This window comes from Qipengyuania sphaerica, assembly GCF_019711595.1.
In the GTDB taxonomy this organism is placed as follows: domain Bacteria; phylum Pseudomonadota; class Alphaproteobacteria; order Sphingomonadales; family Sphingomonadaceae; genus Qipengyuania; species Qipengyuania sphaerica.
In genome coordinates this window covers 1,326,793-1,352,543 of sequence record NZ_JAIGNR010000001.1, presented here as the reverse complement: position 1 = coordinate 1,352,543, position 25,751 = coordinate 1,326,793, and the positions used below count along the sequence as shown (strand labels likewise).

Genomic DNA, 25,751 nt, shown 5'->3' with positions numbered 1-25,751 from the left:
GTTAGTGAATCGACCATGGCCAAGCCCAAGAAACGTTATGTCTGCCAGGCCTGCGGGTCTGTTTCGCACCGCTGGCAGGGCCAGTGCGCCGACTGCGCAGAGTGGAACACGCTGGTCGAAGACGCGCCCGCGACGGTGTTTTCATTGAAGCACGATCTGTCGAGCGGGGGCAGGGCGGTGGAGTTCGTCGATCTGGACAAGCCGGGCGAAATGCCAGTGCGCCAGAAAACCGGCCTTGCAGAATTCGACCGCGCGCTGGGGGGCGGGCTGGTGCCGGGAAGCGCGATCCTGATGGGCGGCGATCCGGGGATCGGGAAGTCGACGCTGTTGCTCCAAGCCGCAGCGAAGGTCGCGCGCGAAGGACACGGCGTCGTCTATGTAAGCGGTGAGGAAGCAGCAGGGCAGGTGCGGATGCGTGCAGCGCGGCTCGGGCTGTCCGATGCTCCGGTAAAGCTGGCCGCGGCGACCGGTGTCCGAGATATCCTGACCTCGCTCGGACAGATGGAAGCGCCCAAATTGCTCGTCATCGATTCCATCCAGACGATGCATTCGGACACGATCGAGGGTGCGCCGGGGACGGTCAGCCAGGTGCGAGGCTGTGCTTTCGAACTGATCCGTTATGCCAAGGAAAACGGTGTGGCGCTGGTGCTGGTCGGCCATGTCACCAAGGACGGCAATATCGCAGGGCCGCGCGTGCTCGAACACATGGTCGACGTGGTCATGAGCTTCGAGGGCGAGCGCAGCCACCAGTACCGGATCCTGCGTGCGCTCAAGAACCGCTTCGGCGCGGTCGACGAGATCGGCGTATTCGCGATGGCTGGCGAGGGGCTGGAAGAGGTCGAGAACCCCTCGATGCTGTTCCTTTCCGGCCGCGAACAACCCATGGCGGGCAGCGCGGTGTTCCCGGCGATGGAAGGCACGCGGCCTGTCCTGGTCGAAATCCAGGCACTGATCGTGCGGCTGCAATCCGGGGCTACCCCGAGGCGCGCGGTTGTGGGGTGGGACAATGGCCGCCTTGCCATGCTGCTGGCGGTGCTGGAATCTCGATGCGGTCTCTCGTTCAGTTCCGCCGAAGTTTATCTGAATGTCGCGGGTGGATACCGGCTATCCGATCCGGCTGCCGACCTCGCGGTAGCAGCCGCGCTGGTCAGTGCCCTGGCGGACAAGCCTTTGCCGGATCGAAGCGTCTGGCTCGGCGAGGTCAGCCTATCGGGTGAGGTGCGGCCCGTCGCCCATGGAAACACCCGGTTGAAAGAATCTGCCAAGCTGGGTTTCGAGCGTGGCTTCGGCCCGTCCGATGCGAAAACCGGTTCGGCGGAGCTGAAGTACGCGGGCTTGGGACAACTCTCAAACCTCGTTGACCGGGTGATGAGCAGTTAATAAACCCACAAGCCCGAGGGGTTAGTAGGGTTTTATGACGGGTTTCGACTTCATCGTGCTGCTTATCGTGGTTGTTGCCGCGATCGGCGGCTTCATGCGCGGTTTCCTCCAGGAAGTGCTTTCGATGGTCTCCTGGGTGCTCGCGGCATTCGCCATCCGTTTCCTGCACACCCCGCTGACGCTCGTCATGCAGGACTTCATCGGCACCAATGTCACGACCAGCGTCCTCGCCTTCACTTTCCTCCTGCTCATTCCCTATGCAGCGATGAAGGTTATCGCGTCGAATGTCGGCCAGGCATCGCGAAATTCGGTACTCGGACCGATCGACAAGGTACTCGGCCTCGGCTTCGGCGCACTGAAGGGCCTGCTGATTACCGTGATCGCCTTCTCCATCCTCGTGCTCGGCTACGATGCCGTATGGGATTACCGTGGCCGTCCGGTCTGGATCACGACAGCGAAGAGCTACGAACTGGTGGACGCTGGATCACGTTCGCTGGTCGAAGTGCTGGCGCAGCGCCGTGCAAAACTGCGCGGCGAGGAAGCGGCGGAACAGGAAGCGATGAAGGCAGCAGAAGCCGAAGCACAGTGACGCGCGAGCCGCGCGCTGCGCTTTATTCGCCCGAACTGCTCGCCCTCGCGGTCGAGCTTGCCGACTACCCATACGATCCAACCGCCCCACTCCAGGGCGAAGCACGCTCGCGCAGTTGCGGGAGCACGATCCAGCTTTCTGCGGGTTCAGAGCAACTAGGCCTCAAGGTGACTGCCTGCGCTGTGGGACAGGCCGCCGCCGCGATCTTTGCGCGCGAGTTTCCGGGCAAGTCGCATGCCGAACTTGAAAAGGTTCTCCACCAGATCGAGGAATGGTTGCATGGAGCAGGGGTACGCCCCGACTGGCCGGGTATCGAAATGCTGGAGACTGCGCGGGCCTATCCGGGCCGGCACGGTGCAATCCTCCTGCCGTGGAGAGCAGCGCTGGATGCGCTTTCCAAGGGGAAACCCGCGCGCTAAGTCGCTAGGCCAATAACTCAGGAAGAGGGGAGCTTAAGGGATGGCAGGCGCAGCAGCCTTGCAGAGGGAGCCGACAGAGAAGGAAATCCGCCTTGTGATTGCGGCTTCCAGCGCAGGGACCGTATTCGAATGGTATGACTTCTTCATCTACGGGACATTGGCAGGGCTGATCGGCGCGGCTTTCTTCCCGAGCGGGAACGAGACCCTCCAGATCTTGCTCGTCTGGGCCGGCTTTGCCGTAGGCTTTGGTTTCCGACCGCTCGGCGCGATCCTGTTCGGTTTCCTCGGCGACAGGCTGGGGCGCAAATATACCTTCCTCGTCACTGTTACCCTGATGGGTATCGCGACGGCAGGTGTCGGCCTGATCCCGTCTGCTGCCAGCATCGGTATCGCGGCGCCCATCATCGTCATCTGCCTGCGCATCCTTCAGGGACTTGCGCTTGGCGGCGAATATGGCGGCGCGGCAATCTATGTTGCCGAGCATGCCCCGCCCGAAAAACGCGGTTTTTACACCAGCTTCATCCAGGCGAGCGTGGTCGGTGGTTTCGTGCTGTCGATCCTGGTGGTGCTGGTCTGCCGGGCAATCATCCCGGCAGACGATTTCGCCGAATGGGGTTGGCGCGTACCGTTCCTGCTGTCGATTGCCCTGCTGGGCATCTCGCTGTGGATGCGCCTGAAATTGTCCGAAAGCCCTGTGTTCCAGGCCATGAAGGAAGCAGGCGAGACAAGCTCCAATCCCTTCAAGGAAAGCCTCACCTATCCGGGCAATCCCAAGCGTATCTTCGTCGCGCTTTTCGGCATCACCGGCATCCTGACGACGATCTGGTACACTGCCTTCTTCTCCTCGCTCAGCTTCCTTCGGCGTGACATGCGCGTGGATGAAAGCACGGTCGAGTGGATCCTGCTGATCGCCGGTTTCATCTCGATGAGCTTCTACGTCATCGTCGGCAAATGGTCCGACCGGGTTGGCCGCAAGAAGCCGATCATCATCGGCGCGATTGCAACGCTTGCGCTGCTCTTCCCGATTTTCTGGACCATGGGCAGCCTAGCCAATCCCGGCCTTGCGCAGGCGGCACGCGACAATCCCGTGGTCGTGACTGGCCAGGACTGCACCACCGATCCATTTGCCGATCTCTTCGACCGCGAACAGAGCGGTTGCGGGAAGATCCTCGAAACGCTGACTGCCAGCGGCGTGGCCTACACAGTCGAAGATGGCGAGACGCTGGGGCTGAGCGTGGGCGGCGAGGATGTGGCGCTTGGTGCGAACTGGGCTGGCGATGCAGCGGCCCGGCGCGATGGATTGCAGCAAGCGCTGACCAATCGCGGTTTCGACTTCGCCAAGCAGACCCCGCCGCTCGCAAATATCCTCGGGATCGGGGCCTTGCTGCTGGTTTGCGGCGTGCTGTCGGCGCTGACATACGGCTCGGTAGCGGCGCTGCTGTCCGAGATGTTCCCGGCAAAAATCCGCTACAGTTCGATGTCGATCCCCTATCATATCGGCGCGGGCTATCTGGGCGGTTTCCTGCCGCTGATCGCCGGAATCATCGTGGCGCGTACTGGCGATGTCTACGCGGGGCTCTGGTACACGATGGCCGTCGTCGGTTTCGGCCTGATCGTCGCCTGGTGGGGGCTTCCGGACGGTCCGCCGACCGACTTCGAGGAATCGCGTGACATGCCGCCAGTGGGTCCTGCCACTCCGTGACCAAACTCCCGACGCCAACGCTCAAACTCGATATCGACAAGGACGCACTCGCGCATAACTGGCGCGCGCTCGACCGGATGTCGGGCGAGGCGAGGGCAGGCGCTGCGGTAAAGGCCGATTGCTACGGCCTCGGTGTCGAACATTGCGTCCCGACGCTGCGCGATGCCGGTTGCCGCGATTTCTTCGTCGCGCATTGGAGCGAAGTCGCGCCGGTCATCGAGCATGTCCCGGCAAAGCAGGTGGCGGTGCTGCACGGGCCGCTCAATGCGGCCGAGGTGGCCTATGCGCGCGAAACCGGCGTGGTGCCGGTGATCGATTCGCTCAGGCAGGCGAAGCTCTGGGCCGAGGGCGGCGGCGGGCCCTGCCACCTGATGGTGGACAGCGGGATCAACCGCCTCGGCATCTCGCCGCACGAAATTTCCGATCCGCTGGTGCAGGCGCTCGACGTGCAGGCGCTGATGAGCCATCTCGCCTGCGCGGACGAGGACAGCGCCATGAACGCACGGCAGCTCGAAACCTTTCGTGACGCCATCCAGCGCATCGAACATCGCGAAGCGAGCCTTGCCAACAGCGCAGGGATTGCGCTCGGCAGCGCCTACCATTTCGACCTGACCCGGCCCGGCCTCTCGCTATACGGGGGCATGCCTCGGCCAGAACTCGAGAGTGAAATCCGCCAGGTTGCCTATCCCAGGGCCGCGATCATCCAGACGCGCCAGCTCTCTGCCGGCGAGACCGTAGGCTACAACGCGACCTTCACAGCGCCAACGCAAATGCGGGTCGGCGTGCTCTCGCTGGGCTATGCGGACGGGATCCTGCGCGCATGGGGTGGGGCGAGCTTCGAGGCCGGTGAAAAGGCGCTCCCGATCCTCGGCAAGGTGTCGATGGACATGATCGTGATCGACCTGTCGGACGCGCCCGATCTGGCCGAAGGGGACTGGGTCGAACTGCCCTATCACCTGCCGAATGCTGCGCAGCAAACGTCTGTTTCGCAATACGAACTGCTGACCGTCCTCGGTAACCGCTACCAGCGTTGAGCACGCGTGTTGCGCTGCACATTGTGCACGTGCTAAGCCCTTCCGCAACGCACAATGGGGAGTGAAAATAGCATGGCCAAGCGGACTGCCGAGGGCGAACCGATCACGATCAAGAAATACGCCAATCGTCGGCTCTACAACACCGATACGTCGAGCTACATCACGCTCGACGATCTGGCGAAGATGGTCCGCGAAAATGTCGATTTCCAGGTGCTCGACGCCAAGACTGGCGAGGACATTACCCACACGATCCTGACCCAGATCATCGTCGAGGAGGAAAGCCAGGGCGGCCAGCAGATGCTGCCGGTCAGCTTCCTGCGCGATCTCATCTCCATGTACGGCAATTCGATGCAGTCGATGATGCCGAGCTATCTCGAAGCGAGCATGGCGAATTTCCGCAAGAACCGCGAACAGCTGCAGGCAGCCTTCGCCAAGGGGATCGAGGCAAACCCGCTCGCCAAGATGGCCGAGGCGAACCTCAAGATGATGCAGAACGCGGCCGAAGCCTTTATCCCGGCGACCCGCAAGACCGTCGACAGCGCCAAGAAGGAAGCCGACGGCGAGCTTGCCGAAATGCGTGCGCAGATGGCCGCGATGCAGAAGAAGCTGGACGAGCTTTCGAAATAATTGCATCGGCGCGCCCGCCGAACCCAAGCTAGATACAGGAATTACCGTGGCCCAGATCCGCCATGCATTGAATGCCCGCCGTGCCGACGATTTCGCGGCGTGGTACCAGGAAGTCATCTCCGCAGCCGAAATGGCCGAAGAATCGGGGGTGCGCGGCTGCATGGTCATCCGCCCGTGGGGCTTCGGGATCTGGGAGCGTATGCAGCGCCTGCTCGACGACCGGATCAAGGCGACCGGTCACGAGAATGCCTATTTCCCGCTCTTCATCCCGCTTTCGAACTTCGAGCGCGAGGCCGAGCATGTCGAAGGCTTCGCCAAGGAAATGGCAGTCGTCACGCACCACCGCCTGATCGCGGGGCCCAACGGCGGTCTGATCCCCGACCCCGAGGCCAAGCTCGAAGAGCCGCTGGTCGTGCGCCCGACTTCGGAAACGATCATCGGCGATGCCATGGCGCGCTGGGTGCAGAGCTGGCGCGACCTTCCGCTCAAGCTCAACCAGTGGGCCAATGTCGTGCGCTGGGAAATGCGCACGCGCATGTTCCTGCGCACCAGCGAGTTCCTCTGGCAGGAAGGCCATACCGCCCATGCCGACGAGGCCGAGGCGAAGGAGCACACGCTGCGCATGCTCGAAGTCTATCGTGCCTTTGCCGATGAAGACCTTGCGCTGGCGGTCGTCGCGGGCGAAAAGCCCGAGAACGAGCGTTTCCCCGGCGCAGTCGAGACCTGGTCGATCGAGGCCATGATGCAGGACGGCAAGGCGCTGCAGGCGGGCACGAGCCATTATCTCGGCACCAACTTCGCGAAGGCATCCGGTATCAAATACCAGAACAGGGACGGCGGCGAGAGCCTGGCGCATACCACCAGCTGGGGTGTCTCCACCCGCATGGTCGGCAGCGTCATCATGACGCATGGCGATGACGACGGATTGCGCCTGCCGCCCAAGATCGCGCCGCAGCAGGTCGTGATCCTGCCGATGCTGCGCGACAAGCCCGAGGACGAAGCGCTCATCGAATATTGCGAGGCCCTGCGCGCCACGCTCGCCAGCCAGCACGTGCTCGGCGAGCCGCTGCGCGTCATGCTCGACACACGCCCCGGCAAGGCGGCGCAGAAGCGCTGGGATTATGTCCGCAAGGGCGCTCCGATCATCGTCGAGGTCGGCGGCCGCGACATGGAAACCGGTGTCGTCTCGATGCTCCGCCGCGACCGGCTGTGGGACGAGGAAACCGGCAAGCCCGCCTTCCAGACCCCGACCCGCGAAGTGGCCGGCCAGACCATCCCCGACGTGCTTGCCGATATCCAGTCGGCTTTGCTCATCGAGGCAGCCGAACGCCGCGATGCGAATATCACACGCGGTGTGACCGACTTCGCCGAGGTCGAGAAACACTTCGGTGCCTCGCGCTATCCCGGATGGGTCGAGGTCCAGTGGTCGAAACCGACCGGCGATGCGTTGGAGAAGGTTGTCGAGCGCTTGAAGGAGCACAAGCTCACGATCCGCAACGTCCCGATGGATGCGACCCCGGTCGACGGCTCCTGCATCTTCACCGGCGAACCCGCGACCGAGCGCGTGCTGCTGGCGAAAGCCTACTAGATCAGGAACAGGGGCGGGGCTCTCCAAACTGACGGAGAGCCCCCGCTCGCACTTATTCGTCGCCTCCGCTTGCAAGCGTCTCCTTGAAGGCATCGGCGTTGACCGGGCGGCCGAGGAAATCCTCGATCAGCTCGGCAGCCGGCTTGCTGCCACCGGGGCCGAGGATCAGTTCGCGATAGGCGCGGGCAGTGGCTTCGTCACGCAGGCCTGCCTGCTTGAAGCGCGAGAACAGGTCGGCTGCGATCACGCGCGACCATCCATAGGTGTAATAGCCCGCCGAATAGCCGTTCAGATGTCCGAATGCCGCTTCCGAATGCGTGCCTTCGGGAATTTCTGTGGCGGCGAAGGTCCCGACATATTCCTTGTAATCGCGTGAAATCGCTTCGGCCGACGTGTCCTGCGGTGCGCCCATATGGAAGCGCAGCGAGGCGTTGGAATAGCCGAGCTGTCCGGCCTCGTAGGTCCCTTGTCCGAAATAGCGGGCTGCATTCATCCGCTCGACCAGCGCGTGCGGGATGACCTCACCTGCCTCGTTGCGGGCGAATTTCGCCAGCGTGTCGTAGTCATAGACCCACTCTTCCAGCATCTGCGAAGGCGCCTCGGTAAAGTCGCGTTCGTTGGCGATGCCGCTCAGCCCCATCCAGCGCTGGTTGCCGCCGAGGATCGAGTGGATCAGGTGGCCGAACTCGTGGAGGAAGGTTGTCACCTGGCCATGCTCCATCAGGCCGGTGTCATATCCGCCCTTCGGCAGGTTCATCGTGAGCACCGAAACCGGCATGGTAGTGCCTGCAATGCCCCGGCGCATGGCGATGTGGTTGGCGTGCTTGTACTTGCCTTCGCGCGGGTGTGAATCGAGATAGAAGCGCCCGATCACGGTGCCGCCATCGACGATCTCGAAGCTTTCGACATCGGGATGCCACTTCGGCGCATCCCACTCGCGAATCTCGAAGCCGAACAGGTCTTCAGTCAGGTCGAACACGCCTTCGCGCACGTTGTCGAAGGTGAAATACTGGCGCACTTCCTGCGGATCGAGATCGTATTTCGTCTTGAGCACGTGCTGGCTGGCAATGCCCGAGTTGAACCAGGTCAACTCCTGCCCGGGGCGGATCTCGGCAAGCGCGGCGCGCAATTCAGCAAGGTCGCGCTCTTTCGCAGGCGCGGCGGCCTGGTCCAGCTCCGCCATATGCGCGATGACCTTTTCAGGCGTGTCGAGCATGCGGGTTTCAAGCATTAGGGTTGCGTAGTCGGCGCGGCCCAGCAGCTCGGCCAGTTCATGGCGCTTGGTGAAGATCTTGCCAAGCAGCTCGCTGTTCTGCGGATAGGCGCGCGAGTAATAGACGCGGGCCAGCCGCTCGCGCAGGGCATCGTTCTGCGCATAGGACATGACCGGCGACATGTCGGGGCTGTCGGTGGTGATTTCTACCAGACCGTCGGGGCCGGGCTGGTGGCTCGCAATCCAGTCCGCCGGGAGACCGGTCAGCTCGCTCGGCAAGGCTTTTATCGAACCGCGACCGTTGGCGATATTGCGCTGGAATTCGGCACCGAGGTCGGTGAGCTCCTTCTGCAGGGCTGCGACCTGTGCGCGCTTTTCTTCCTCCAGCCCCACGCCGGACGCGTCGTAACCTTCGATGATTTCCTCGAGGTAATAGCGTGTCTGCGCGTCTTCACCCGAGGCATCGATCGCCACGAGCCGGTCGTATGCCGGGCGCGACAGGCCGAATGCGGTGCCGACCTCGCCCAGCCTGGTATAGCAAGCGGTGCCGGCGTCGCGCTTTTCCTGCGTGCTCGCCGACTGGCTGTAGCTGTAGAATTCAGCCCCGGTCGAATAGGAGAGGGCGGAAATCTCGTCGAAAGCGACCAGCGTGTCATCAACGGTGTAGGGCGCCTTGCTAGTCTCGAAATCGGCGATCCTGCGTTCGATTTCCGTGATCAGCCGGTCACATCGCTGGTTGAGAGCATCGGCATCGGCGGCATCTGCCGCGACCGGGCCGGCAAAGGTGTCGGAATAACGCTCGGCAGCCAGGGCCGGAGCGGAATGGAGCGTTGTTGCCAACAGCGCCGCCACGATTGTCGTTCTCATTCGATTTTCCCCCATGGATTGAGCAAGATTATGGTGGATCGGGATAAGCAATGTCGCCCCGGCTGCCAACGCGACTGGTCGAGGCGGATGGCACGCTCGTCGGGTTGCGCGCGGAAGGCGGCGCTCCCATATGCGAGCCCATGAAAAAACAGAACAGAACAGGGCGGAAGCAGGGGCTTCCGTCGAAAACCGAAATACTCGAATTCATCCAGGGCTCCGACAAGCCGGCAGGCAAGCGCGAAATCGCCAGGGCCTTCGGTATCAAGGGGCAGGAAAAGATCGCGCTCAAGAAGCGCCTCAAGGACATGGCCGAAGAAGGCCTGATCGACGGCAGGAAGACTGCCTTTCACCGCATGGGCGGCCTGCCCAAGGTAACCGTGCTCAAGGTCGTCGAGATCGAGGACGGCGAGCCGATCGCGATCCCCGAAAGCTGGGACCCCGATGCGGCGAAGAAGCCGCCGCGCGTGGTGGTCAAGGAAAGCAAGAAACTTGCAGCGCTGAAACGCGGCGACCGTTTCCTCGGCCGGACCGAAGAAAGCGGCAAGTGCTGGATCGCACACCCGATGAAAAAACTGCCAGCGCGCACCGAGGGCATGATGGGCGTCGTCGAATTCGATGGCGGCGGCAAGCCCTGGCTCGCGCCGGTCGACAAGCGCGTCCGCAACTCCGCGCCCATCGGCGACCTTGGGGGAGCGAACGAGGGCGATCTCGTCCTTGCCGAGCGCATGGGCAAATCGGCCAATGCCAAGGTCAAGATCGTCGAGGTAATCGGTGATCCGCTGGCGCCCAAGAGCTTCAGTCTCATCGCCATCGCCAAGCACGGCATCCCGCATATCTTCCCGCAGGAGGCGCTAGACGAGGCGCAGGCCGTAGCCGAGCTTTCGCTCAGCGAGGAAAAGCGCGAGGATTTGCGCGATGTGCCCATCGTCGCCATCGACCCTGCAGACGCGCGCGACCACGATGATGCGATCTGGGCCGAACCCGACGGGGAAGGGGGCTACAATGCCATCGTCGCGATCGCCGATGTGAGTCTCTACGTTCGCCCCGGCGGCAAGCTGGACAAGGAGGCCCGCAAGCGCGGCAATTCGGTCTATTTCCCCGACCGCGTGGTACCGATGTTGCCCGAGATCCTTTCCGCCGACGTCTGCTCGCTGGTCGAACACGAGGACCGCGCGGCGATGGCCTGCCACATGCGCATTTCGCCCGAGGGCAAGGTCACCAAATGGCGCTTCACCCGCGCCATCGTGCGGCTCGCGGCCAATATCGCCTATGAGGATGCGCAGAAGGCCATCGACGATGGCAGCGCGGACGAGCCTCTGAAGAATCTCTGGGGCGCGTGGGACTTGCTTTACAAGGCACGCAACGCTCGCGATCCGCTCGACCTCGAATTGCCCGAGCGGCAGGTCAAGCTCAACGACGAGGGCAAGATCGAGGAGATCGCTGTGCGCGAGCGGCTCGATGCGCACCGGGTGGTCGAGGACTTCATGATCGCGGCCAATGTCGCTGCCGCGAAGGCGCTCGAAGAAAAGGCCGCGCCCGTGGTCTATCGCGTTCACGAGACGCCGAGCCGCGAGAAGCTGATGGCGTTCAAGGAATATCTCGCCAGCCAGGGCAAGAGCTTCGCCATGGGGCAGGTGATTACGCCCGGCCTCTTCAACCGGATGCTCAAGGATATCGTCGATCCTGCTGAAAAGGCTCTGATAATGGAGGCGGTGCTGCGCAGCCAGACGCAGGCCTATTACGGGCCGGCCAATGCGGGGCACTTCGGGCTGGCGCTGGGCAGCTATGCCCACTTTACCTCGCCGATCCGTCGCTATGCCGACTTGCTGGTCCACCGCGCGCTGGTCGATGCCTACAAGCTCGAGCAGCCCAAGCCGAAAGGGAATATCCCCGAAACTTCGGGCCTGTCGGATCGCGACCGCACTGCGCTGGGCCAGATCACCGACGCCATCAGCCAGACCGAACGCCGCGCGATGGAGGCCGAGCGCGACACTATCGACCGCTATGTCGCGGCATGGCTTTCGGGCCGCGTGGGCGAGGTGTTCGACACGCGCATCACCGGCGTGCAGGGTTTCGGCTTCTTCGCCACGATCGAGAATCTGGGCGGCGACGGCCTCGTCCCCGTCTCCACGCTGGGCCGCGAATACTTCCGGTATGACGAGGGCGCGCGCGAACTCGTCGGCGAGAGCAGCGGCAAGACCTATGCGGTGGGCGACAGGCTCAAGCTGAAGCTGGCGGAATCGAACGCCCTGACCGGGGCCTTGAAGTTCGAGCTACCCGAAAGTGATGGCGCGCCGATCGAAAAACGCGGCGAACGTCCCCAGCCGAAAAAGAAATTCCACAAGGGCAAGGGCGCGCCCCGCCAGAAACACGACCAGGGCAAGCGCGGCCGACCCGGCAATATCCGCCACCAGGGGCGCGGCAAGAAGCGCTAGGCCAGTTCCTCCAGCCGTTCCTTGCTGAGGCCTCCGGGGACGAGATAGAGCGGGCAGGGCAGGCTGGATGCGCGCGAGGCGAAGTGAGCGACAAGCGGGTCTTTCCCACCCTCGTGCGAGGTGCCCAGCACCAGCGCGGCGATATCGCCATGCTCTTCGAGATATTTGGTGATCACGTCCGCCGCCGCGCCGGGGCGGACCGCGATGACCGGCATCTTGCCCATTTCGCCGAAGATGTTGCCCGCGGCATTGTTGGCCATCACCTCGGCCCGCTCGCGCGCTTCCTGCTCGATCGTCGCCTGCACGCCGCCGAAAGCGTTGAAGGTCTGCTGCGGCACCAGCGCGAGGATGTGCACCGAACCGCCCGTCTTCATCGCACGCAGGCTCGCAAAGCGCAGCGCGTGCTTGGCCTCCTCGGTTTCGTCCATCACGACGAGGTAAATTCGCATAGCGTCGGCTCCCTCCAGCGGGACCGAACTACAAGCTAATTCGTATTCTGCGCAAGAACCTTGCGGCTCCGCGCCAAATTGGCCAGAGACCGGCGCAACACATTCCCAGCGAGGACGTAACGTCAACAATGCCCACGCCGATCAAGATGCCCGCCCTTTCGCCCACCATGGAAGAGGGCACGCTCGCCAAATGGCTGGTGAAGCCGGGCGACAGTGTTTCCGCCGGCGACATCATGGCCGAGATCGAAACCGACAAGGCGACGATGGAATTCGAAGCGGTGGACGAAGGCACGATCGCCTCGATCATGGTCGATGAGGGCACCGAAGGCGTGAAGGTCGGCACGGTCATCGCCATGCTCGCCGAAGAGGGCGAGGATCTGGAGGAGGCTGCAAAGGCTGCGCCCGCTGGTGGTGAGGCCAAGGCCGAGGAAGCGCGCGAGGAAAAGGTCGAGCAGGAAGAGAAGCGCACCGAAGCACCAGCCCCCGCTCCTGCACCTGCCGCTGCCAAGAGTGACGATGGCACCCGGATCAAGGCCAGCCCGCTGGCCCGCCGTATTGCCGAGCAGAAGGGTCTGGATCTTTCGAGTATTACCGGATCGGGTCCGGGCGGCCGCATCGTGAAGGCCGATGTCGAGGATGCGAAGCCCGGCGCGGCTCCCGCAAAGGAAGCAGCTGCACCTGCGCCCGCTCCGGCCAAGCCCGCTACCATGGGCGGCGATCTCGATGCGCCCTACGAGGCGCAGAAGCTCAACAATGTCCGCAAGGTCATCGCGCGCCGCCTCACCGAGGCGAAGCAGACCATCCCGCACATCTACCTCACCGTGGACGTGCGCCTCGATGCGCTGCTCAAGCTGCGGAGCGAACTCAACAAGAGCCTCGAGGCGGACGGCATCAAGCTGTCGGTCAACGATCTGCTGATCAAGGCGCAGGCCCGCGCGCTGCAGCGCGTGCCGCTGTGCAATGTCAGCTTCCAGGGCGACGAGCTCTACCAGTACACGCGTGAAGATATCTCGGTCGCCGTGGCCGCGCCGTCGGGCCTCATTACGCCGATCATTCGCGATGCGGGCCGCAAGGGCCTCGCGCAGATCAGCACCGAGATGAAGGAGCTTGCGGGCAAGGCACGCGACGGCAAGCTGCAGCCGCATGAATTCCAGGGCGGGACAGCCTCGCTCTCCAACCTCGGCATGTTCGGCACCAAGCAGTTCGACGCGGTGATCAACCCGCCGCAGGCGATGATCCTCGCGGTCGGCGCGGGCGAGCAGCGTCCATTTGTGATCGACGGCGCACTGGGCGTCGCCACCGTGATGAGCGCTACCGGCAGCTTCGACCACCGCGCCATCGACGGCGCGGACGGCGCGCAATTCATGCAGGCCTTCCAGCAGCTGGTGGAGAACCCGATGGGGCTGGTGGTTTGATCTACGTGCTAAAGTGGATAGGTCTCTCCGTCGCAGTCCTTGGCACTTTTATGGCATCTGCAAGCTTGGCGGTTGATTTTATTTCCTTTGGAAGGATTGACTCATGGATCGTCATGATCGCTGTCGTTGGCGGTCTAGCTTACGGCACAGTAGCCGCAGTTAGCGCAGCCATACCGATAGGCTGGGTGCTTACAAAATACGGTTTTGGAAGCAGATTCTGGCTTGCGGTCTTAATCGGTGGTTTGGCTTCCGTGTTGGTGTTTCTTATTTGGGAAGCAGTGGTTTACTCCACAGCAATTGACGTGATTTGGTGGCCAGTGACGAGGATTATCTTTGTTTCGGCAGCATTCTTAGCGGGAGCAACACTCACGTCTCTTTGGCATCGTGACCGGCAGCGACTTACTGAACATAGTTCGTATGACTGACCGCTCCCCCCTCATCCGCGTCACGGCCATGCCTGCCGACACCAACCCCTATGGCGGGGTGTTCGGCGGGTGGCTGATGAGCCAGATGGCGCTTGGCGCAGGCTCGCTCGCGAGCCGCGAGGGGAAGGGCAAGGCTGTGGTCGTCTCGGCTACCGATTTCGCCTTCCCCGGCGCGATGCAGGTGGGCGACGAACTCTCGGTCTATTGCGAGATCGCGGCGACCGGCAACACCTCGCTCACCATCAGTGCCGAAGCCATCGCCCGCGAGCGCAATGGCGAAGCCGAGACCAAGGTGGCTGAGGGCACGTTCAAATTCGTCCTGCTCGACGAGGCAAACCGCCCTCGAGCCGTGGCAGAGCGCTGGGCATGAGCATTTTCCTACACCTCCGCGAAACGCTATCGCCTGATCCACGAAGGCCGAGAGCCGAGCGGAACTATTTCGGCGAAGTGTCAACTTCGTCTTTTCGAACCAACACTATGGAAAAACTTGCAAAAAGGAATGTTTGCGGCGGCTGACATAGTGTCAATTGTGTCAACTTCGACCCGCATTCCTCCCCAGTTGAAGGCTGATTGAAATGTCCAATTCCTACGACGTCATCGTTCTCGGCTCCGGACCCGGCGGCTATGTCGCGGCGATCCGCTGCGCGCAGCTGGGCCTGAAGACCGCCATCGTCGAACGCGAACTGCTCGGCGGCATCTGCCTCAACTGGGGCTGCATCCCGACCAAGGCGCTGCTGCGGAGTGCCGAGATCCTGCACTATGCCCAGCATGCGAAGGACTATGGCCTCAAGATCGCCGGCGAGATCGAAGCCGACCTCGAAGCGGTGGTGAAGCGCAGCCGCGGCGTCGCCAAGCAGCTCAACCAGGGCGTCACGCACCTGATGAAGAAGAACAAGATCACGGTCCACATGGGCGAGGGGCAGCTGACCGGCCCCACCAGCCTTACCGTGAAAGGCGAGAAGGGCGAAGAGAAGCTCACCGCCAAGCACGTGATCGTCGCCACCGGAGCGCGTGCCCGCGACCTGCCGTTCGCCAAGGCCGACGGCAAGCGCGTCTGGACCTATCGCCATGCGATGACCCCGCCGGAAATGCCGAAGAAGCTGCTGGTGATCGGATCGGGCGCGATCGGGATCGAGTTCGCCAGCTTCTATAACGACATGGGCTGCGATGTGACTGTGGTCGAAATGCTCGACCGCATCGTGCCGGTGGAAGACAAGGACGTCTCAGCCTTTCTCGAAAAGAGCCTGACCAAGCAGGGCATGACCATCATGACTGGCGCGGGTGTCGAGGACATCAAGGTTTCCGACAAGGGCGTGAAGGCCAAGATCAAGGCCAAGGACGGCAAGGTTTCCGAGACCGAGTTCACCCACTGCATCACCGCCATCGGCATCGTGCCGAACACCGAGAATGTGGGGCTGGAAAAGCTGGTCGAAATGGACCGCGGCTTCATCCAGATCGACGGTTATGGCCGCACCAAGTCGAAGGGCCTGTGGGCCATCGGCGACTGCACGCCCGGCCCCTGGCTGGCGCACAAGGCGAGCCACGAAGGCGTCACCTGTGCCGAGGCGATTGCCAAGGAGCTGGGCAACAAGGACGTCCACCCGCACCCGCTCGACCGTAATAACATTCCGGGCTGCACCTATTGCCACCCGCAGATCGCCAGCGTCGGCCTGACCGAGGCGAAGGCCAAGGAAGCGGGCTACACCGTAAAGGCGGGTACTTTCCCCTTCATCGGCAACGGGAAGGCCATCGCGCTGGGCGAAGCGGAAGGCTTCGTGAAGACCGTGTTCGATGCCAAGACCGGCGAGCTTCTCGGTGCTCACATGGTCGGCGCGGAAGTGACCGAGATGATCCAGGGCTTCGTTGTCGGCAAGACGCTTGAGACGACCGAGGCCGAACTGATGAACACCGTCTTCCCGCATCCCACGATCAGCGAAAGCATGCATGAAAGCGTGCTTGCGAGCTACGGACGCGCGCTCCATATCTGACGCTTCCAAGGGGAGGGTGAGTAAACAGTGACCGGGTTCCTGATCCTCGCCTTCCTGATTCTCGTGGCAGGCGTGGTAGCCGTACCGCTGGCGAGCCGGTTCGGGCTCGGCTCGGTGCTCGGCTACCTGCTGGCGGGTATGGCGATCAGCCCGATCCTGCTGGGCCTCAATGTCGATGTCGAGGCGCTGCAGGTCTTCGCCGAATTCGGCGTGGTGATGATGCTCTTCATCATCGGCCTCGAAATGGAACCCAGGCGCCTCTGGGCGATGCGCGGCAAGCTGCTGGGGCTGGGGGGCGGGCAGGTCCTGCTCACCACATTGGCAATCACCGGTATCGCCCTGCTGGATAGCAACCCGTGGCAGACCGCGCTCGCCATCGGCATGGTCCTCGCTCTCTCCTCGACCGCGATCATCGTCCAGACGCTGACCGAGAAGAACCTGATGAAGAGCGAGGGCGGGGAGGCCAGTTTCTCCGTCCTGCTGGTCCAGGACGTGGCGGTGATCCCCATCCTCGCGCTGCTGCCACTGCTGGCAATGCCCGATCTGTATGGCGCAACCGGCGATCACGGCGGCGGCCATGGGCATGGCGGGATCGATCTTACCGCGAACATGCCCGTCTGGCTCGCAGCCGTTTCGCGTATCGCTGCTGTGGCAGCGGTCATCGCTATCGGCATCTTCGCCATCCGTCCGCTGTTCCGCTACATTGCAGGCGCGAACCTGCGAGAATTGTTCACGGCAGCGGCGCTGGGAGTAGTGATCGGAATTGCTCTCCTGATGTCATTGGTCGGCCTTTCGCCGGCGCTGGGGGCCTTCGTTGCAGGCGTGGTCCTCGCCACCAGCGAATACCGCCACGAACTCGAAAGCGACATCAACCCGTTCAAGGGCCTGTTGCTCGGCCTGTTCTTCATTACCGTGGGCGCGGGTATCGATTTCGCACTGGCGAGCGAAATGTGGCGCGACGTGGTATTCTGGGCAGCCGTAACGATAGCTGCAAAGTTTGCCGTCCTGCTGCTCGTCGGGTGGATTTACGGCTTGCGGCGACAGGCGCTTTGGCTCTTCTGCCTCAGCCTGCCTCAGGCTGGCGAATTCGCCTTTGTCCTGATCGCCTTTGCTGTCGGCAATGCTGTATTGCCGGAGGCGCTAGCCGATCTCCTCCTGCTGGTCGTCGCCCTGACCATGCTCGTCACGCCGCTCCTTTTCATCCTCTATGACAAGGTCATCGCGCATGCGTATTGCACCGAGGGAACAGACCGCGAGGCGGACACGATCGAGGAGGAGAACGAGATTATCATCGCCGGGCGAGGGCGTGTGGGTGGTATTGTCGACCGTATGCTGCAGGCAGCTGGTTTCTCGACGACCGTCATCGACTACGACAGCAAGCAACTGGAGATCGTGCGCAAGTTCGGCTTCCGCACCTATTTCGGCGACGCGACACGGCCGGACCTGCTTCATTCGGCAGGAATCGACAAGGCCAAGCTGATCGTCGTCGCCCTCGATGAGCGCGAACAGATCGACAGGCTGGTCAAACACGTCATCAAGCACCACCCCAAGGTCCACGTCACGGCCCGGGCGATCGACCGGAACCATGTCTACGAATTATGGTCCTACGGCTGCCGCGACATCATCCGCGAAACCTACGACAGCAGTTTGCGCATGGGTAGGTCCGCTTATGAGGCGCTGGGGATGGACCGGCAGCAGGCCCAGGCAGCGATGGATGCCTGGGAAGAGATGGACCGCAAGTTCATGCCGGAGGTCGCCGATCTCTATCGGCTCGACATTCCCTATCACGAGAACGAGCCGCTGATCGAGCGTGTGAAACAATTGCGCGAGGAATGGGATCCGGTCCTGCGCGAGCAGATGGATGAAATCCTGAAGCGGGGCCGCTAGCCGCAAACAAGTATCGCCTCGTCGCAGCCTTCGCATCTCCATGGCCAGATAACCGTTTGGTTTTCGAGGAGACTTGCGATGGAATACGAGATTCTGGACGAGCCCCAGGGCATAGACGAGGACGATGAAGCCACGCGTGATGGCGGAATTGTCGAAGACCACATCGCGCTGAAGAACCAGTCCAGCGTCGATCCGCAGGATTACCCGTTGGATGACAGGCGAGACGGTTACTTGATCACGCCTAAGCAGCAGGAAGGGTAATGCTGGCGGACAGGGTGGGATTCGAACCCACGAAGGGCTTGCACCCTTGCCGGTTTTCAAGACCGGTGCATTCAACCGCTCTGCCACCTGTCCGCTGAGCGGATTGCGGGCTAGCCAAAGCTTTTGGAATTGTCACCAGCGAATATCGGAACTGGGGCATGGTCTGCCGCGTAAGCGCTTCATGACACTTGCCATTCACATTCAGCCTGCAACAACACGCGCATGAGCCTTCGCAAACTTCTCCTCGTCGCCAGTGCCACTCTGCTTGGACTGCCTGCCGCACCGATAGCCGCACAGGACATGTCCTTCGATGCCTACCTCCAGCTCCTGATGGCCAGGGCCAGGGCAGAAGGGGTCAGCGAAGCAACTCTCATGCGCATGACCGCAGGCCTCACACCCAACCAGCGCGTTATCGAACTTGACCGGACGCAGCCCGGATCGTCGAGCACACCGGGTTATCCTCCGCTAGCACCCTATATTTCCCGTCATGTCGACAATGCGCGGATCAGCGGAGGAAGGCGCAATTTCGCGAACTATCGTGGTGCCCTTGCCGCGTTCGAGCGCGAGTACGGTGTGCCGGGCGAGATTGTAACCGCGATCTGGGGGCATGAAACAGCTTATGGCAGTGTGAAAGGCAGCTTCGATCTGTCGCAAGCATTGGCAACGCTTGCCTGGGAAGGCCGCCGACGCGACCTTTTCTCGTCCGAATGGATCGATTTGATGAAGGTGGCAGACAAGGGTTACTCGCGGAGCGAACTGAAGGGCAGTTGGGCTGGTGCGTTCGGCCACCCGCAATTCCTTCCCAGCGTGTACCTGCGCCTTGCCAACGACGGTGACGGCGATGGCCGCGCCGATATCATGAATAACGAACGCGATGCATTGGCCTCGATTGCGCGGTATTTCCAGGATGCCGGGTGGAGGGCAGGGCAGCCCTGGGGAGTGCGTGCTTATGTTCCCTCGGGGTTCGATGTCGACCGGTACCGCACCAAGATCGTCGCGCCAGTATGTCCGCGTGTTCACGAACGTCACAGCGTCTACAAGACCGCGGCCGAGTGGCGTGCCCTGGGTGTGCAGCCGCAAAGGCCGCTGGCCGACGATACACTGGCAACGCTGTTCCAGCCCGACGGGCCGGGCACACCGGCCTGGTTGCTGACCAGCAATTACCGGGTGATCCTCGAATACAATTGCTCGAACTATTACGCTATGAGCGTGGGCCTGCTGGCGGATGAAATCGTTCGTTAGTGGATAGCTCCCAGACCGCCTCGCCAATGCGGCGCAGCGTGTTATAGCCATCGGGTTTGTCACTCTCGTCAGGGAAGCGCCGCCGAAAGGCGGCGCCGCGCCAATTGCGACCGCAAGTCCGAAACCTCATTCTAGCGACTGTAGTGTCCTCGTTCGCCCTCTTTCCCGTCGCCGCACAGGAAGAGCAGGCGCTCACACCGCCGGATGCCGAGCTGGCACCGATCGCCTATTTGTTCGATGTGACCAGTGGGCAGATCCTCTTCGAACGCGAAGCGGACCGGCGCTTCATGCCTGCCTCGATTACCAAGGTGATGACGACCTTCCTCGCCTTCGAGTGGATGGAAGAGGGAAAGATCCTCCCGCAGCAAAGTTTCACCATCCGACCCGAGATCTGGAAGAAGTGGAATAATGTGGGATCGACCATGTTCCTGCCGCATGATGCCAGGGTTTCGGTCGATGACCTCGTCCACGGAGTCACCACCGTCTCGGCCAATGACGGCGCCGCCGCGCTGGCGGATGGCGCTGCTGGATCGGTAGAGGAATGGGTCGCGGCAATGAACGCCAAGGCGGCCGAGATCGGCATGCGCGACAGCCATTTCGGCACGCCCAACGGGTGGATGGACGACGGGCATACTTTCGTCACCGCGCGCGATTTGACGACGCTCGCCACCCAGATGCTCAGGCGGCATCCAACGAAGTACCGCCACTATGTCGGGCACACCGAGTTCACCTACAATAATATCACCCAGCCCAATCACGACCCGATCAGCGGAGTGGTGCCGGGTGCGGATGGCATCAAGACCGGATTCACCAACCAGGCAGGTTACGGCTTCCTCGGGTCGGCCGAGCGCAACGGCAGGCGGCTCGTCATGGTCGTCGCTGCCAGCCCGAGGGCGCGCGATCGCAACCGGGCGGCGCGGGACCTCATCGAGTGGGGTTTCTCCGCGTTCGACCAACAACGGTTGTTCGCGCCCGATGTCCCCGTGGCATTTGCGGAAGTGCAGGGTGGGGCAAGCAGCGACGTCGCGCTCGTCTCGCCGCACGGGATCTTCGTCGACATCCCTGCAGGCGGGCATCGCGATGTGAAGCTGACCGTCCATTACGATGGGCCGCTTCGCGCACCTATCCGCAAGGGCGAGAAAGTCGCCCGGCTCGTCGTTTCGATCGACGGCATGTCCGATTACACCATTCCGCTGGCCGCAAGGGACGAGGTGCCCGAGGCAGGGTTCGGCCGCCGCATTCTGAACGGCATGCTCGGGTGGATTTCGTGACTCGCGGCAAGTTCATTGCATTCGAGGGCGGGGAGGGCATGGGCAAGTCCACCCAGGCCCGGCTCTTGTGCGACAATCTGGAAGCGCGCGGCATCGAAACCGTCCTCACGCGCGAACCGGGCGGGACGCCTGGCGCGGAAGCGATCCGCGAATTGCTCCTGCATCCACCGGGTGAGGGCTGGGCCGCGGAAGCGGAAGCCTTGCTGTTTGCTGCAGCACGCGCCGATCATGTCTCCAATCTCATCCGCCCCGCGCTGGAGCAAGGCAAATGGGTGATCTGCGACAGGTTCGTCGATTCCAGCCGGGCCTATCAGGGCTCTGCGGGTGCGCTTGGGGACGACAAGGTCCGCAAACTGCACGAGATCGGTAGCGGCGGGCTGTTGCCGGACCTCACGATCGTCATCGCCGCCGACGAAAGCGTCGTGGGTGAACGCTTGCGCGCCCGCGATGGGGACGCCTCCGACGCCATTGGCGGACGAGACCAAGAATATCACGCGAGGGTAAACGCCGCCTTCGATGCTTTCGTGAGGGAGGAGCCGCAACGTTTCGGGCGGATCGAGGGTATGGGCTCGATCGAAGAAGTGCAGGCCCGGGTTGAACGCGTAGTCGAGCGACTCTTCCAGCAGGTCGATCGCTGATGCTGGTCGGCCACGATCATGCCTGGGATTCCTGGCGCAGTGCCATGCAGGGCTCTCGCATGCATCATGCCTGGCTGCTCGCGGGACGGAAGGGGCTGGGCAAAGCCACATTCGCGCAGGCCGCAGCGCGTGAATTGCTGGGAGCTAAGGCCGAAGGCGACCATCCAGATATCCTGACGCTGACCTATGGCCCGAAGAACAAGGACGAGGCGAAGAAACGCGACGACGGAAAGCCTTACGAGCTCGCCCGCGGGATCAAGGTCGACCAGGTCCGCGAGATCCAGCGTCGACTTACCACCCGCCCGACCATGGGTGACAAACGCGTGGTCATCATCGACCCTGCGGACGATATGGAAGTCTCCGCTTCAAACGCGCTGCTGAAAAGCCTCGAGGAGCCTCCGCAGGGGACATATTTCCTGCTTATCGCGCATAGCCCTGCACGGCTGCTGCCGACGATCAGGTCACGCTGTCGCACTGTACGTTTCCCCGCAATCGAGCGGGAGGCGATGGACGAGCTTCTCCGCAATCTGGCTCCCGAAGCCGACATTGCCTCGCGCGATGCCGCGATTGCGGCCGCCTCCGGATCGCCCGGCGCGGCCTTGTCTTTCCTTGAATTCGACCTTGGCAAGTCCGCGCAGCTGATGCGGCGGATCGTCGAAGATGGTGACCGGGACTTTGCCCTGCGCGGGCAATTGTCGGGTACGATTGGAGCGAAGCAGGACATCCCGCGGTTGCAAGCGGTTCTGGATCTCGCCCGCGCCATCCTTGCCGAACGCGTCTCGGACGCCACCGGCGATCCGCGCAAACTGGTCGACACGCATGCGGAACTTGTGCGGCTCGCGGGCGAACAGCCAACCTACAATTTCGACCCCGGACTGCTCGGCATGGAAATCGGGACCTTGCTCGCGCAGGCAGGCGCGGCTAGCGAGCGCGGCAATGGCTGACCCTTACTACATCACCACCGCGATCCACTATCCCAACGGCAAGCCGCATATCGGCCATGCCTACGAGACGATCGCGGCCGACGTAATAGCGCGCTTTCAGCGGCTGATGGGCCGCGACGTGCGTTTCCAGACAGGCACCGACGAGCATGGTCTCAAGATGGCGCAGAAGGCTCGTGACCTGGGCAAGACGCCGCGTGAGCTGGCAGACGAAATGTCGGGCGCGTTCAAGGACCTCTTCGACCGGCTCGACATCACCTATGACCGGTTCATCCGTACTACGGACGAGGATCACCATAGGGCGAGCCGCGCCATCTGGCAGGCGATGGAGGCCAAGGGTGACCTTTACCTCGACCGCTACGAGGGCTGGTACTCGGTTCGTGACGAGGCGTATTACGACGAAAAGGAACTGATCGAAGGGGAGGGGGGCGAAAAGCTTTCGCCGCAGGGCACTCCGGTCGAGTGGACCGAGGAGGAGACCTGGTTCTTCCGCCTTTCGAAATATGCCGAGCCGCTGCTTGAACTGCTGAACAAGCCCGGCTTCCTCGAACCGGCGAGCCGTCGGAACGAGATGATTGCGTTCGTCGAAGGCGGGTTGAAGGACCTCTCGGTCAGCCGCACCAGCTTTGACTGGGGCGTCAAAGTGCCCGGCCCGGACAACCACGTGATGTATGTCTGGGTCGACGCGCTGACCAATTACATCACCGGCGTCGGCTATCCCGATGGCGGTGAAATGTGGGACAAGTACTGGCCGGCGAACCTGCATTTGATCGGCAAGGACATCGTCCGTTTCCATACGATTTACTGGCCTGCGTTCCTGATGAGCGCGAATATCCCAGTGCCGCAGCAGGTCTTCGGTCATGGCTTCCTGCTCAACCGCGGCGTCAAGGAGTCCAAATCGGCGGGCAATGTCACCGACCCTAACGAGCTGATCGACCTGTTCGGCGTAGACTCCTTGCGATACTTCCTGATGGCCGAAGTGGTCTTCGGAAAGGACGGCAGCTATTCGGCGGAAGCGCTTGTAAACAAGGTAAATGCAGAGCTTGCCAACAGCTTTGGCAACCTCGCCCAGCGCACGCTTTCGATGATCCACAAGAACATGGACGGCAAGCTGGAGAACTTCGAGACCAATGGCGACGACAAGGCGCTGCTGGCCACGGTACAGGAAGCCTGCCGTGACGTCTTGCCGCGCGAATTCGAAGCCTTGAACTTCAGCGTCGGTATCGAGGCTTGGCTGAAGGCGGTGTTCGCCTGCAACGCCTATGTCGACGAGCAGGCGCCCTGGGGCCTGAAGAAAACAGATCCCGAGCGAATGAAGGCCGTTCTCCAGACGCTTTTCATCGCCATTCGCGATATGGCCATCGCCATCCAGCCCGTCGTACCCACCAAGGCTGCCGCCGTGCTCGAGCAGCTCGGCATTGCGCCTCAGCGACGGACGTATGCCGATTTGCAGGACGAGAGCTGGTTCGGCGCACTGGTCGGTGAAGGCTTCGTGGTCGACAAGCCGACGCCTGCTTTCCCGCGCCTCGAAATGCCGGAGGTGGAAGAGGCGTGATGCTGGTCGATAGCCACTGCCATCTCGAATACGAAGGCCTGGTCGAAAACCAGTCCGACGTGCTCGACCGCGCCCGCGGGGCGGGGGTGGGGGCCTTCCTCAATATCTCGACCAAGCGCGCCGAATGGGCGCAGGTGGTCGGCACGGCCAATGCCAAGCCCGACGTCTGGGCGAGCGTAGGCATACACCCGCACAATGCCGACGATCACCCCGATCTCACAAGGGAGGAATTGCTCGAGGCGACGCGCGACCCGCGGGTCATCGGCATCGGCGAGACAGGGCTCGACTATTACTACGACCATTCGGACCGCGCCGAGCAGCAACGCCTGTTCCGCATGCAAATCGATGTCGCACGCGAAACGGGCCTACCCGTCATCATCCATACGCGCGATGCGGAGGATGACACGATCGCAATCCTCTCGGACGAGATGGGGAAGGGCGTTTTCCCGGCGCTGATCCATTGCTTCACGGCATCGGCGGAATTCGGGGAGCGAGTGCTCGAGCTGGGCCTGTCGATCTCGCTTTCGGGTATCGTGACCTTCAAGAATGCCAAGGATTTGCAGGAAGTCGCCAAGGCTGTTCCGCAAGACAGGCTGCTGGTGGAAACCGACAGTCCCTTCCTCGCGCCGGTGCCACATCGCGGCAAGCCGTGCGAACCGGGCTTCGTCCGCGATACGGCGGCTTTCATTGCCGATTTGCGGGGCGAGCCGCTCGAGGAGTTGGCGGAGTACACTACGCGAAACTTCTACCGGCTGTTTTCCAAGGCTGCCGCGTGAAGCTTCTGATGCTCGGCTCGGGTACGTCGACCGGCGTGCCGCGTGTCGGCAATGACTGGGGGCAATGCGACCCCAACGAACCGCGCAATCGCCGCACGCGCGTCTCTATCATCGTCGAGAACGCTGCAGGCCAGCGTATTCTTGTCGATACATCGACCGATCTGCGAGCGCAGCTGCTCGCAAACAAAATCGACAAGGTCGATGCGGTGTTCTGGACGCACGATCATGCGGACCATTGCCACGGGATCGATGATTTGCGAGTCATGCGGTACGATCGGAGCAATCCGCTGCCAGGCTTTGCTAGCCGGGTGACCTGCGAAAGATTGCGCCGCCGTTTTGACTATGTTTTCGAAGGCCAGTTCGGTTATCCGACGATTGTTGACCTTCGAGAAACATCGGAAGTCCAACTGGTTGCGGGCTTTTCCTTCGATGACGTCGTAATGCCGCACGGACCTGCCAAGAGCACCGGTTTCCGCTTCGAGGCCGACGGAAAGTCGTTGGTTTACGCGACCGATTTCAGCGAGATTACGCCTGCGATGGTGAAATGCTTCAGGGGTTGCGATCTTCTGGTCGTCGATTGCCTGCGTGAACGGCCGCATCCGACACACGCACATCTCGAAATGGCGCTGGATCTTGCGAAACGCTGTTCGGCGAAGAGAACCGTGCTGACCCATCTGGATAAGTCGATGGATTATCGCCGGCTTAGTGAGAGCGTACCGAAAAATGTCGTGGTAGGTTACGACGGTCTGGAGGTTCAATTATGACAATGGGTGGCGGCGAGATTGCCTGGGCGGCGCTGATGGCAGCTTTGGTTGTCGCTTACGTAATTGGAATGAAGCGTGACGACGGGCTTCGTGCCAACCAGATCATCAAGATGGCTCTGATTTGGGTCGGCATTATCGGCGGGGCGTATTTCATCGTCAGCTGGCTCACAGGAATGAGCTGAATTGGAGATTCCCCTCTCTCTGCTCCCTTTCACTTAACAGTCTGAGCGGTTCCGCTAGCTGTAGCACATAATTTCGCCAACGTTTCCTCCTCAAATCTTTGCA

23 protein-coding genes and 1 tRNA gene are annotated in these 25,751 nt (G+C 62.2%); 21 read left to right on the top strand and 3 right to left on the bottom strand.

What is annotated here, in order from left to right; translation table 11 throughout:
- Positions 1 to 15 precede the first annotated feature (15 nt).
- From radA to proS, 7 genes are all read left to right on the top strand, one after another.
- The gene (gene radA / locus K3178_RS06685) at positions 16 to 1,380 is read left to right on the top strand and encodes a DNA repair protein RadA (protein ID WP_221570555.1); all 1,365 of its coding nucleotides are present in this window, start codon (positions 16 to 18) and stop codon (positions 1,378 to 1,380) included.
- Between the two features lie 34 nt (positions 1,381 to 1,414).
- Positions 1,415 to 1,969 (top strand): CvpA family protein, encoded by a 555-nt coding sequence (locus K3178_RS06680; protein WP_221570554.1) that lies wholly within the window; start codon positions 1,415 to 1,417, stop codon positions 1,967 to 1,969.
- Positions 1,966 to 2,388: an iron-sulfur cluster assembly scaffold protein gene (locus K3178_RS06675; protein ID WP_221570553.1), complete on the top strand. Its 423-nt coding sequence runs from the start codon at positions 1,966 to 1,968 to the stop codon at positions 2,386 to 2,388. Before K3178_RS06680 ends, K3178_RS06675 begins: the two co-directional genes overlap by 4 nt.
- A 40-nt stretch (positions 2,389 to 2,428) precedes the next feature.
- Entirely contained in the window at positions 2,429 to 4,090 is a 1,662-nt protein-coding gene (locus K3178_RS06670; RefSeq protein ID WP_221570552.1) for an MFS transporter, read from the top strand.
- Positions 4,087 to 5,124, top strand: a complete 1,038-nt coding sequence (gene alr, locus K3178_RS06665; protein WP_221570551.1) for an alanine racemase — start codon at positions 4,087 to 4,089, stop codon at positions 5,122 to 5,124. The genes K3178_RS06670 and alr overlap by 4 nt, the downstream gene beginning before the upstream one ends.
- A 72-nt stretch (positions 5,125 to 5,196) precedes the next feature.
- A complete protein-coding gene (gene phaR, locus K3178_RS06660; RefSeq protein WP_221570550.1) occupies positions 5,197 to 5,751 on the top strand; it encodes a polyhydroxyalkanoate synthesis repressor PhaR in 555 nt (184 codons plus the stop codon).
- Between the two features lie 46 nt (positions 5,752 to 5,797).
- Positions 5,798 to 7,339 carry a proline--tRNA ligase gene (proS, locus tag K3178_RS06655; protein WP_221570549.1) on the top strand — a complete coding sequence of 514 codons (1,542 nt, stop codon included), beginning with the start codon at positions 5,798 to 5,800 and terminating at the stop codon, positions 7,337 to 7,339.
- Between the two features lie 52 nt (positions 7,340 to 7,391).
- Here the strand turns inward: proS and K3178_RS06650 are convergent, their stop codons facing one another.
- Positions 7,392 to 9,419, bottom strand: coding sequence for a M3 family metallopeptidase (locus K3178_RS06650; protein WP_221570548.1), 2,028 nt, complete (start codon positions 9,417 to 9,419; stop codon positions 7,392 to 7,394).
- A 140-nt stretch (positions 9,420 to 9,559) separates the two neighbouring features.
- Here K3178_RS06650 and rnr point away from each other — a divergent pair, with 140 nt between their 5' ends.
- Positions 9,560 to 11,854 (top strand): ribonuclease R, encoded by a 2,295-nt coding sequence (gene rnr / locus K3178_RS06645; RefSeq protein ID WP_221570547.1) that lies wholly within the window; start codon positions 9,560 to 9,562, stop codon positions 11,852 to 11,854.
- Here the strand turns inward: rnr and K3178_RS06640 are convergent.
- Complete coding sequence (locus K3178_RS06640; RefSeq protein ID WP_221570546.1) at positions 11,851 to 12,303, bottom strand: universal stress protein; 453 nt, start codon at positions 12,301 to 12,303, stop codon at positions 11,851 to 11,853. The genes rnr and K3178_RS06640 overlap by 4 nt on opposite strands.
- 128 nt (positions 12,304 to 12,431) lie before the next feature.
- On the opposite strand from K3178_RS06640, the gene K3178_RS06635 reads away from it, so the two are divergent.
- The 5 genes from K3178_RS06635 to K3178_RS06615 all read left to right on the top strand — a co-directional run bounded on the left by K3178_RS06635 (position 12,432) and on the right by K3178_RS06615 (position 18,279).
- Positions 12,432 to 13,718, top strand: coding sequence for a pyruvate dehydrogenase complex dihydrolipoamide acetyltransferase (locus K3178_RS06635; protein ID WP_221570545.1), 1,287 nt, complete (start codon positions 12,432 to 12,434; stop codon positions 13,716 to 13,718).
- A gap of 417 nt (positions 13,719 to 14,135) precedes the next feature.
- Complete coding sequence (locus tag K3178_RS06630) at positions 14,136 to 14,513, top strand: acyl-CoA thioesterase (protein WP_221570544.1); 378 nt, start codon at positions 14,136 to 14,138, stop codon at positions 14,511 to 14,513.
- Positions 14,514 to 14,718: 205 nt separating this feature from the next.
- Positions 14,719 to 16,131, top strand: coding sequence for a dihydrolipoyl dehydrogenase (lpdA, locus tag K3178_RS06625; protein WP_221570543.1), 1,413 nt, complete (start codon positions 14,719 to 14,721; stop codon positions 16,129 to 16,131).
- A 27-nt stretch (positions 16,132 to 16,158) separates the two neighbouring features.
- Positions 16,159 to 18,018 (top strand): cation:proton antiporter domain-containing protein, encoded by a 1,860-nt coding sequence (locus tag K3178_RS06620; protein ID WP_221570542.1) that lies wholly within the window; start codon positions 16,159 to 16,161, stop codon positions 18,016 to 18,018.
- Positions 18,019 to 18,096: 78 nt separating this feature from the next.
- The gene (locus tag K3178_RS06615; RefSeq protein ID WP_221570541.1) at positions 18,097 to 18,279 is read left to right on the top strand and encodes a hypothetical protein; all 183 of its coding nucleotides are present in this window, start codon (positions 18,097 to 18,099) and stop codon (positions 18,277 to 18,279) included.
- 3 nt (positions 18,280 to 18,282) lie between these two features.
- Here K3178_RS06615 and K3178_RS06610 read toward each other — a convergent pair.
- Positions 18,283 to 18,372 (bottom strand) — tRNA-Ser (locus tag K3178_RS06610).
- Between the two features lie 129 nt (positions 18,373 to 18,501).
- Here K3178_RS06610 and K3178_RS06605 point away from each other — a divergent pair.
- From K3178_RS06605 to K3178_RS06570, 8 genes are all read left to right on the top strand, one after another.
- Positions 18,502 to 19,521, top strand: a complete 1,020-nt coding sequence (locus K3178_RS06605; RefSeq protein ID WP_221570540.1) for a lytic murein transglycosylase — start codon at positions 18,502 to 18,504, stop codon at positions 19,519 to 19,521.
- A 143-nt stretch (positions 19,522 to 19,664) separates the two neighbouring features.
- Entirely contained in the window at positions 19,665 to 20,792 is a 1,128-nt protein-coding gene (locus K3178_RS06600) for a D-alanyl-D-alanine carboxypeptidase family protein (RefSeq protein WP_345719856.1), read from the top strand.
- Positions 20,789 to 21,430 carry a dTMP kinase gene (tmk, locus tag K3178_RS06595; protein ID WP_221570812.1) on the top strand — a complete coding sequence of 214 codons (642 nt, stop codon included), beginning with the start codon at positions 20,789 to 20,791 and terminating at the stop codon, positions 21,428 to 21,430. Before K3178_RS06600 ends, tmk begins: the two co-directional genes overlap by 4 nt.
- Positions 21,430 to 22,374, top strand: a complete 945-nt coding sequence (locus K3178_RS06590; protein WP_221570538.1) for an AAA family ATPase — start codon at positions 21,430 to 21,432, stop codon at positions 22,372 to 22,374. Before tmk ends, K3178_RS06590 begins: the two co-directional genes overlap by 1 nt.
- Positions 22,367 to 23,926 carry a methionine--tRNA ligase gene (metG, locus tag K3178_RS06585; protein WP_221570537.1) on the top strand — a complete coding sequence of 520 codons (1,560 nt, stop codon included), beginning with the start codon at positions 22,367 to 22,369 and terminating at the stop codon, positions 23,924 to 23,926. The genes K3178_RS06590 and metG overlap by 8 nt, the downstream gene beginning before the upstream one ends.
- Complete coding sequence (locus tag K3178_RS06580; RefSeq protein ID WP_221570536.1) at positions 23,926 to 24,702, top strand: TatD family hydrolase; 777 nt, start codon at positions 23,926 to 23,928, stop codon at positions 24,700 to 24,702. The genes metG and K3178_RS06580 overlap by 1 nt, the downstream gene beginning before the upstream one ends.
- Positions 24,699 to 25,466 carry an MBL fold metallo-hydrolase gene (locus tag K3178_RS06575; RefSeq protein ID WP_221570535.1) on the top strand — a complete coding sequence of 256 codons (768 nt, stop codon included), beginning with the start codon at positions 24,699 to 24,701 and terminating at the stop codon, positions 25,464 to 25,466. Before K3178_RS06580 ends, K3178_RS06575 begins: the two co-directional genes overlap by 4 nt.
- Positions 25,463 to 25,648 carry a hypothetical protein gene (locus K3178_RS06570; RefSeq protein ID WP_221570534.1) on the top strand — a complete coding sequence of 62 codons (186 nt, stop codon included), beginning with the start codon at positions 25,463 to 25,465 and terminating at the stop codon, positions 25,646 to 25,648. Before K3178_RS06575 ends, K3178_RS06570 begins: the two co-directional genes overlap by 4 nt.
- Positions 25,649 to 25,751: the final 103 nt, after the last annotated feature.

What these genes read in the sequence shown, in the direction of transcription:
- radA (WP_221570555.1), top strand. Translation starts at nt 16, where the DNA reads ATGGCCAAGCCCAAGAAACGTTATGTCTGCCAGGCCTGCGGGTCTGTT.
- K3178_RS06680 (WP_221570554.1), top strand. Translation starts at nt 1,415, where the DNA reads ATGACGGGTTTCGACTTCATCGTGCTGCTTATCGTGGTTGTTGCCGCG.
- K3178_RS06670 (WP_221570552.1), top strand. Translation starts at nt 2,429, where the DNA reads ATGGCAGGCGCAGCAGCCTTGCAGAGGGAGCCGACAGAGAAGGAAATC.
- phaR (WP_221570550.1), top strand. Translation starts at nt 5,197, where the DNA reads ATGGCCAAGCGGACTGCCGAGGGCGAACCGATCACGATCAAGAAATAC.
- K3178_RS06650 (WP_221570548.1), bottom strand. Translation starts at nt 9,419, where the DNA reads ATGAGAACGACAATCGTGGCGGCGCTGTTGGCAACAACGCTCCATTCC.
- rnr (WP_221570547.1), top strand. Translation starts at nt 9,560, where the DNA reads ATGAAAAAACAGAACAGAACAGGGCGGAAGCAGGGGCTTCCGTCGAAA.
- K3178_RS06640 (WP_221570546.1), bottom strand. Translation starts at nt 12,303, where the DNA reads ATGCGAATTTACCTCGTCGTGATGGACGAAACCGAGGAGGCCAAGCAC.
- K3178_RS06635 (WP_221570545.1), top strand. Translation starts at nt 12,432, where the DNA reads ATGCCCACGCCGATCAAGATGCCCGCCCTTTCGCCCACCATGGAAGAG.
- K3178_RS06630 (WP_221570544.1), top strand. Translation starts at nt 14,136, where the DNA reads ATGACTGACCGCTCCCCCCTCATCCGCGTCACGGCCATGCCTGCCGAC.
- lpdA (WP_221570543.1), top strand. Translation starts at nt 14,719, where the DNA reads ATGTCCAATTCCTACGACGTCATCGTTCTCGGCTCCGGACCCGGCGGC.
- K3178_RS06615 (WP_221570541.1), top strand. Translation starts at nt 18,097, where the DNA reads ATGGAATACGAGATTCTGGACGAGCCCCAGGGCATAGACGAGGACGAT.
- K3178_RS06605 (WP_221570540.1), top strand. Translation starts at nt 18,502, where the DNA reads ATGAGCCTTCGCAAACTTCTCCTCGTCGCCAGTGCCACTCTGCTTGGA.
- K3178_RS06590 (WP_221570538.1), top strand. Translation starts at nt 21,430, where the DNA reads ATGCTGGTCGGCCACGATCATGCCTGGGATTCCTGGCGCAGTGCCATG.
- metG (WP_221570537.1), top strand. Translation starts at nt 22,367, where the DNA reads ATGGCTGACCCTTACTACATCACCACCGCGATCCACTATCCCAACGGC.
- K3178_RS06580 (WP_221570536.1), top strand. Translation starts at nt 23,926, where the DNA reads ATGCTGGTCGATAGCCACTGCCATCTCGAATACGAAGGCCTGGTCGAA.
- K3178_RS06570 (WP_221570534.1), top strand. Translation starts at nt 25,463, where the DNA reads ATGACAATGGGTGGCGGCGAGATTGCCTGGGCGGCGCTGATGGCAGCT.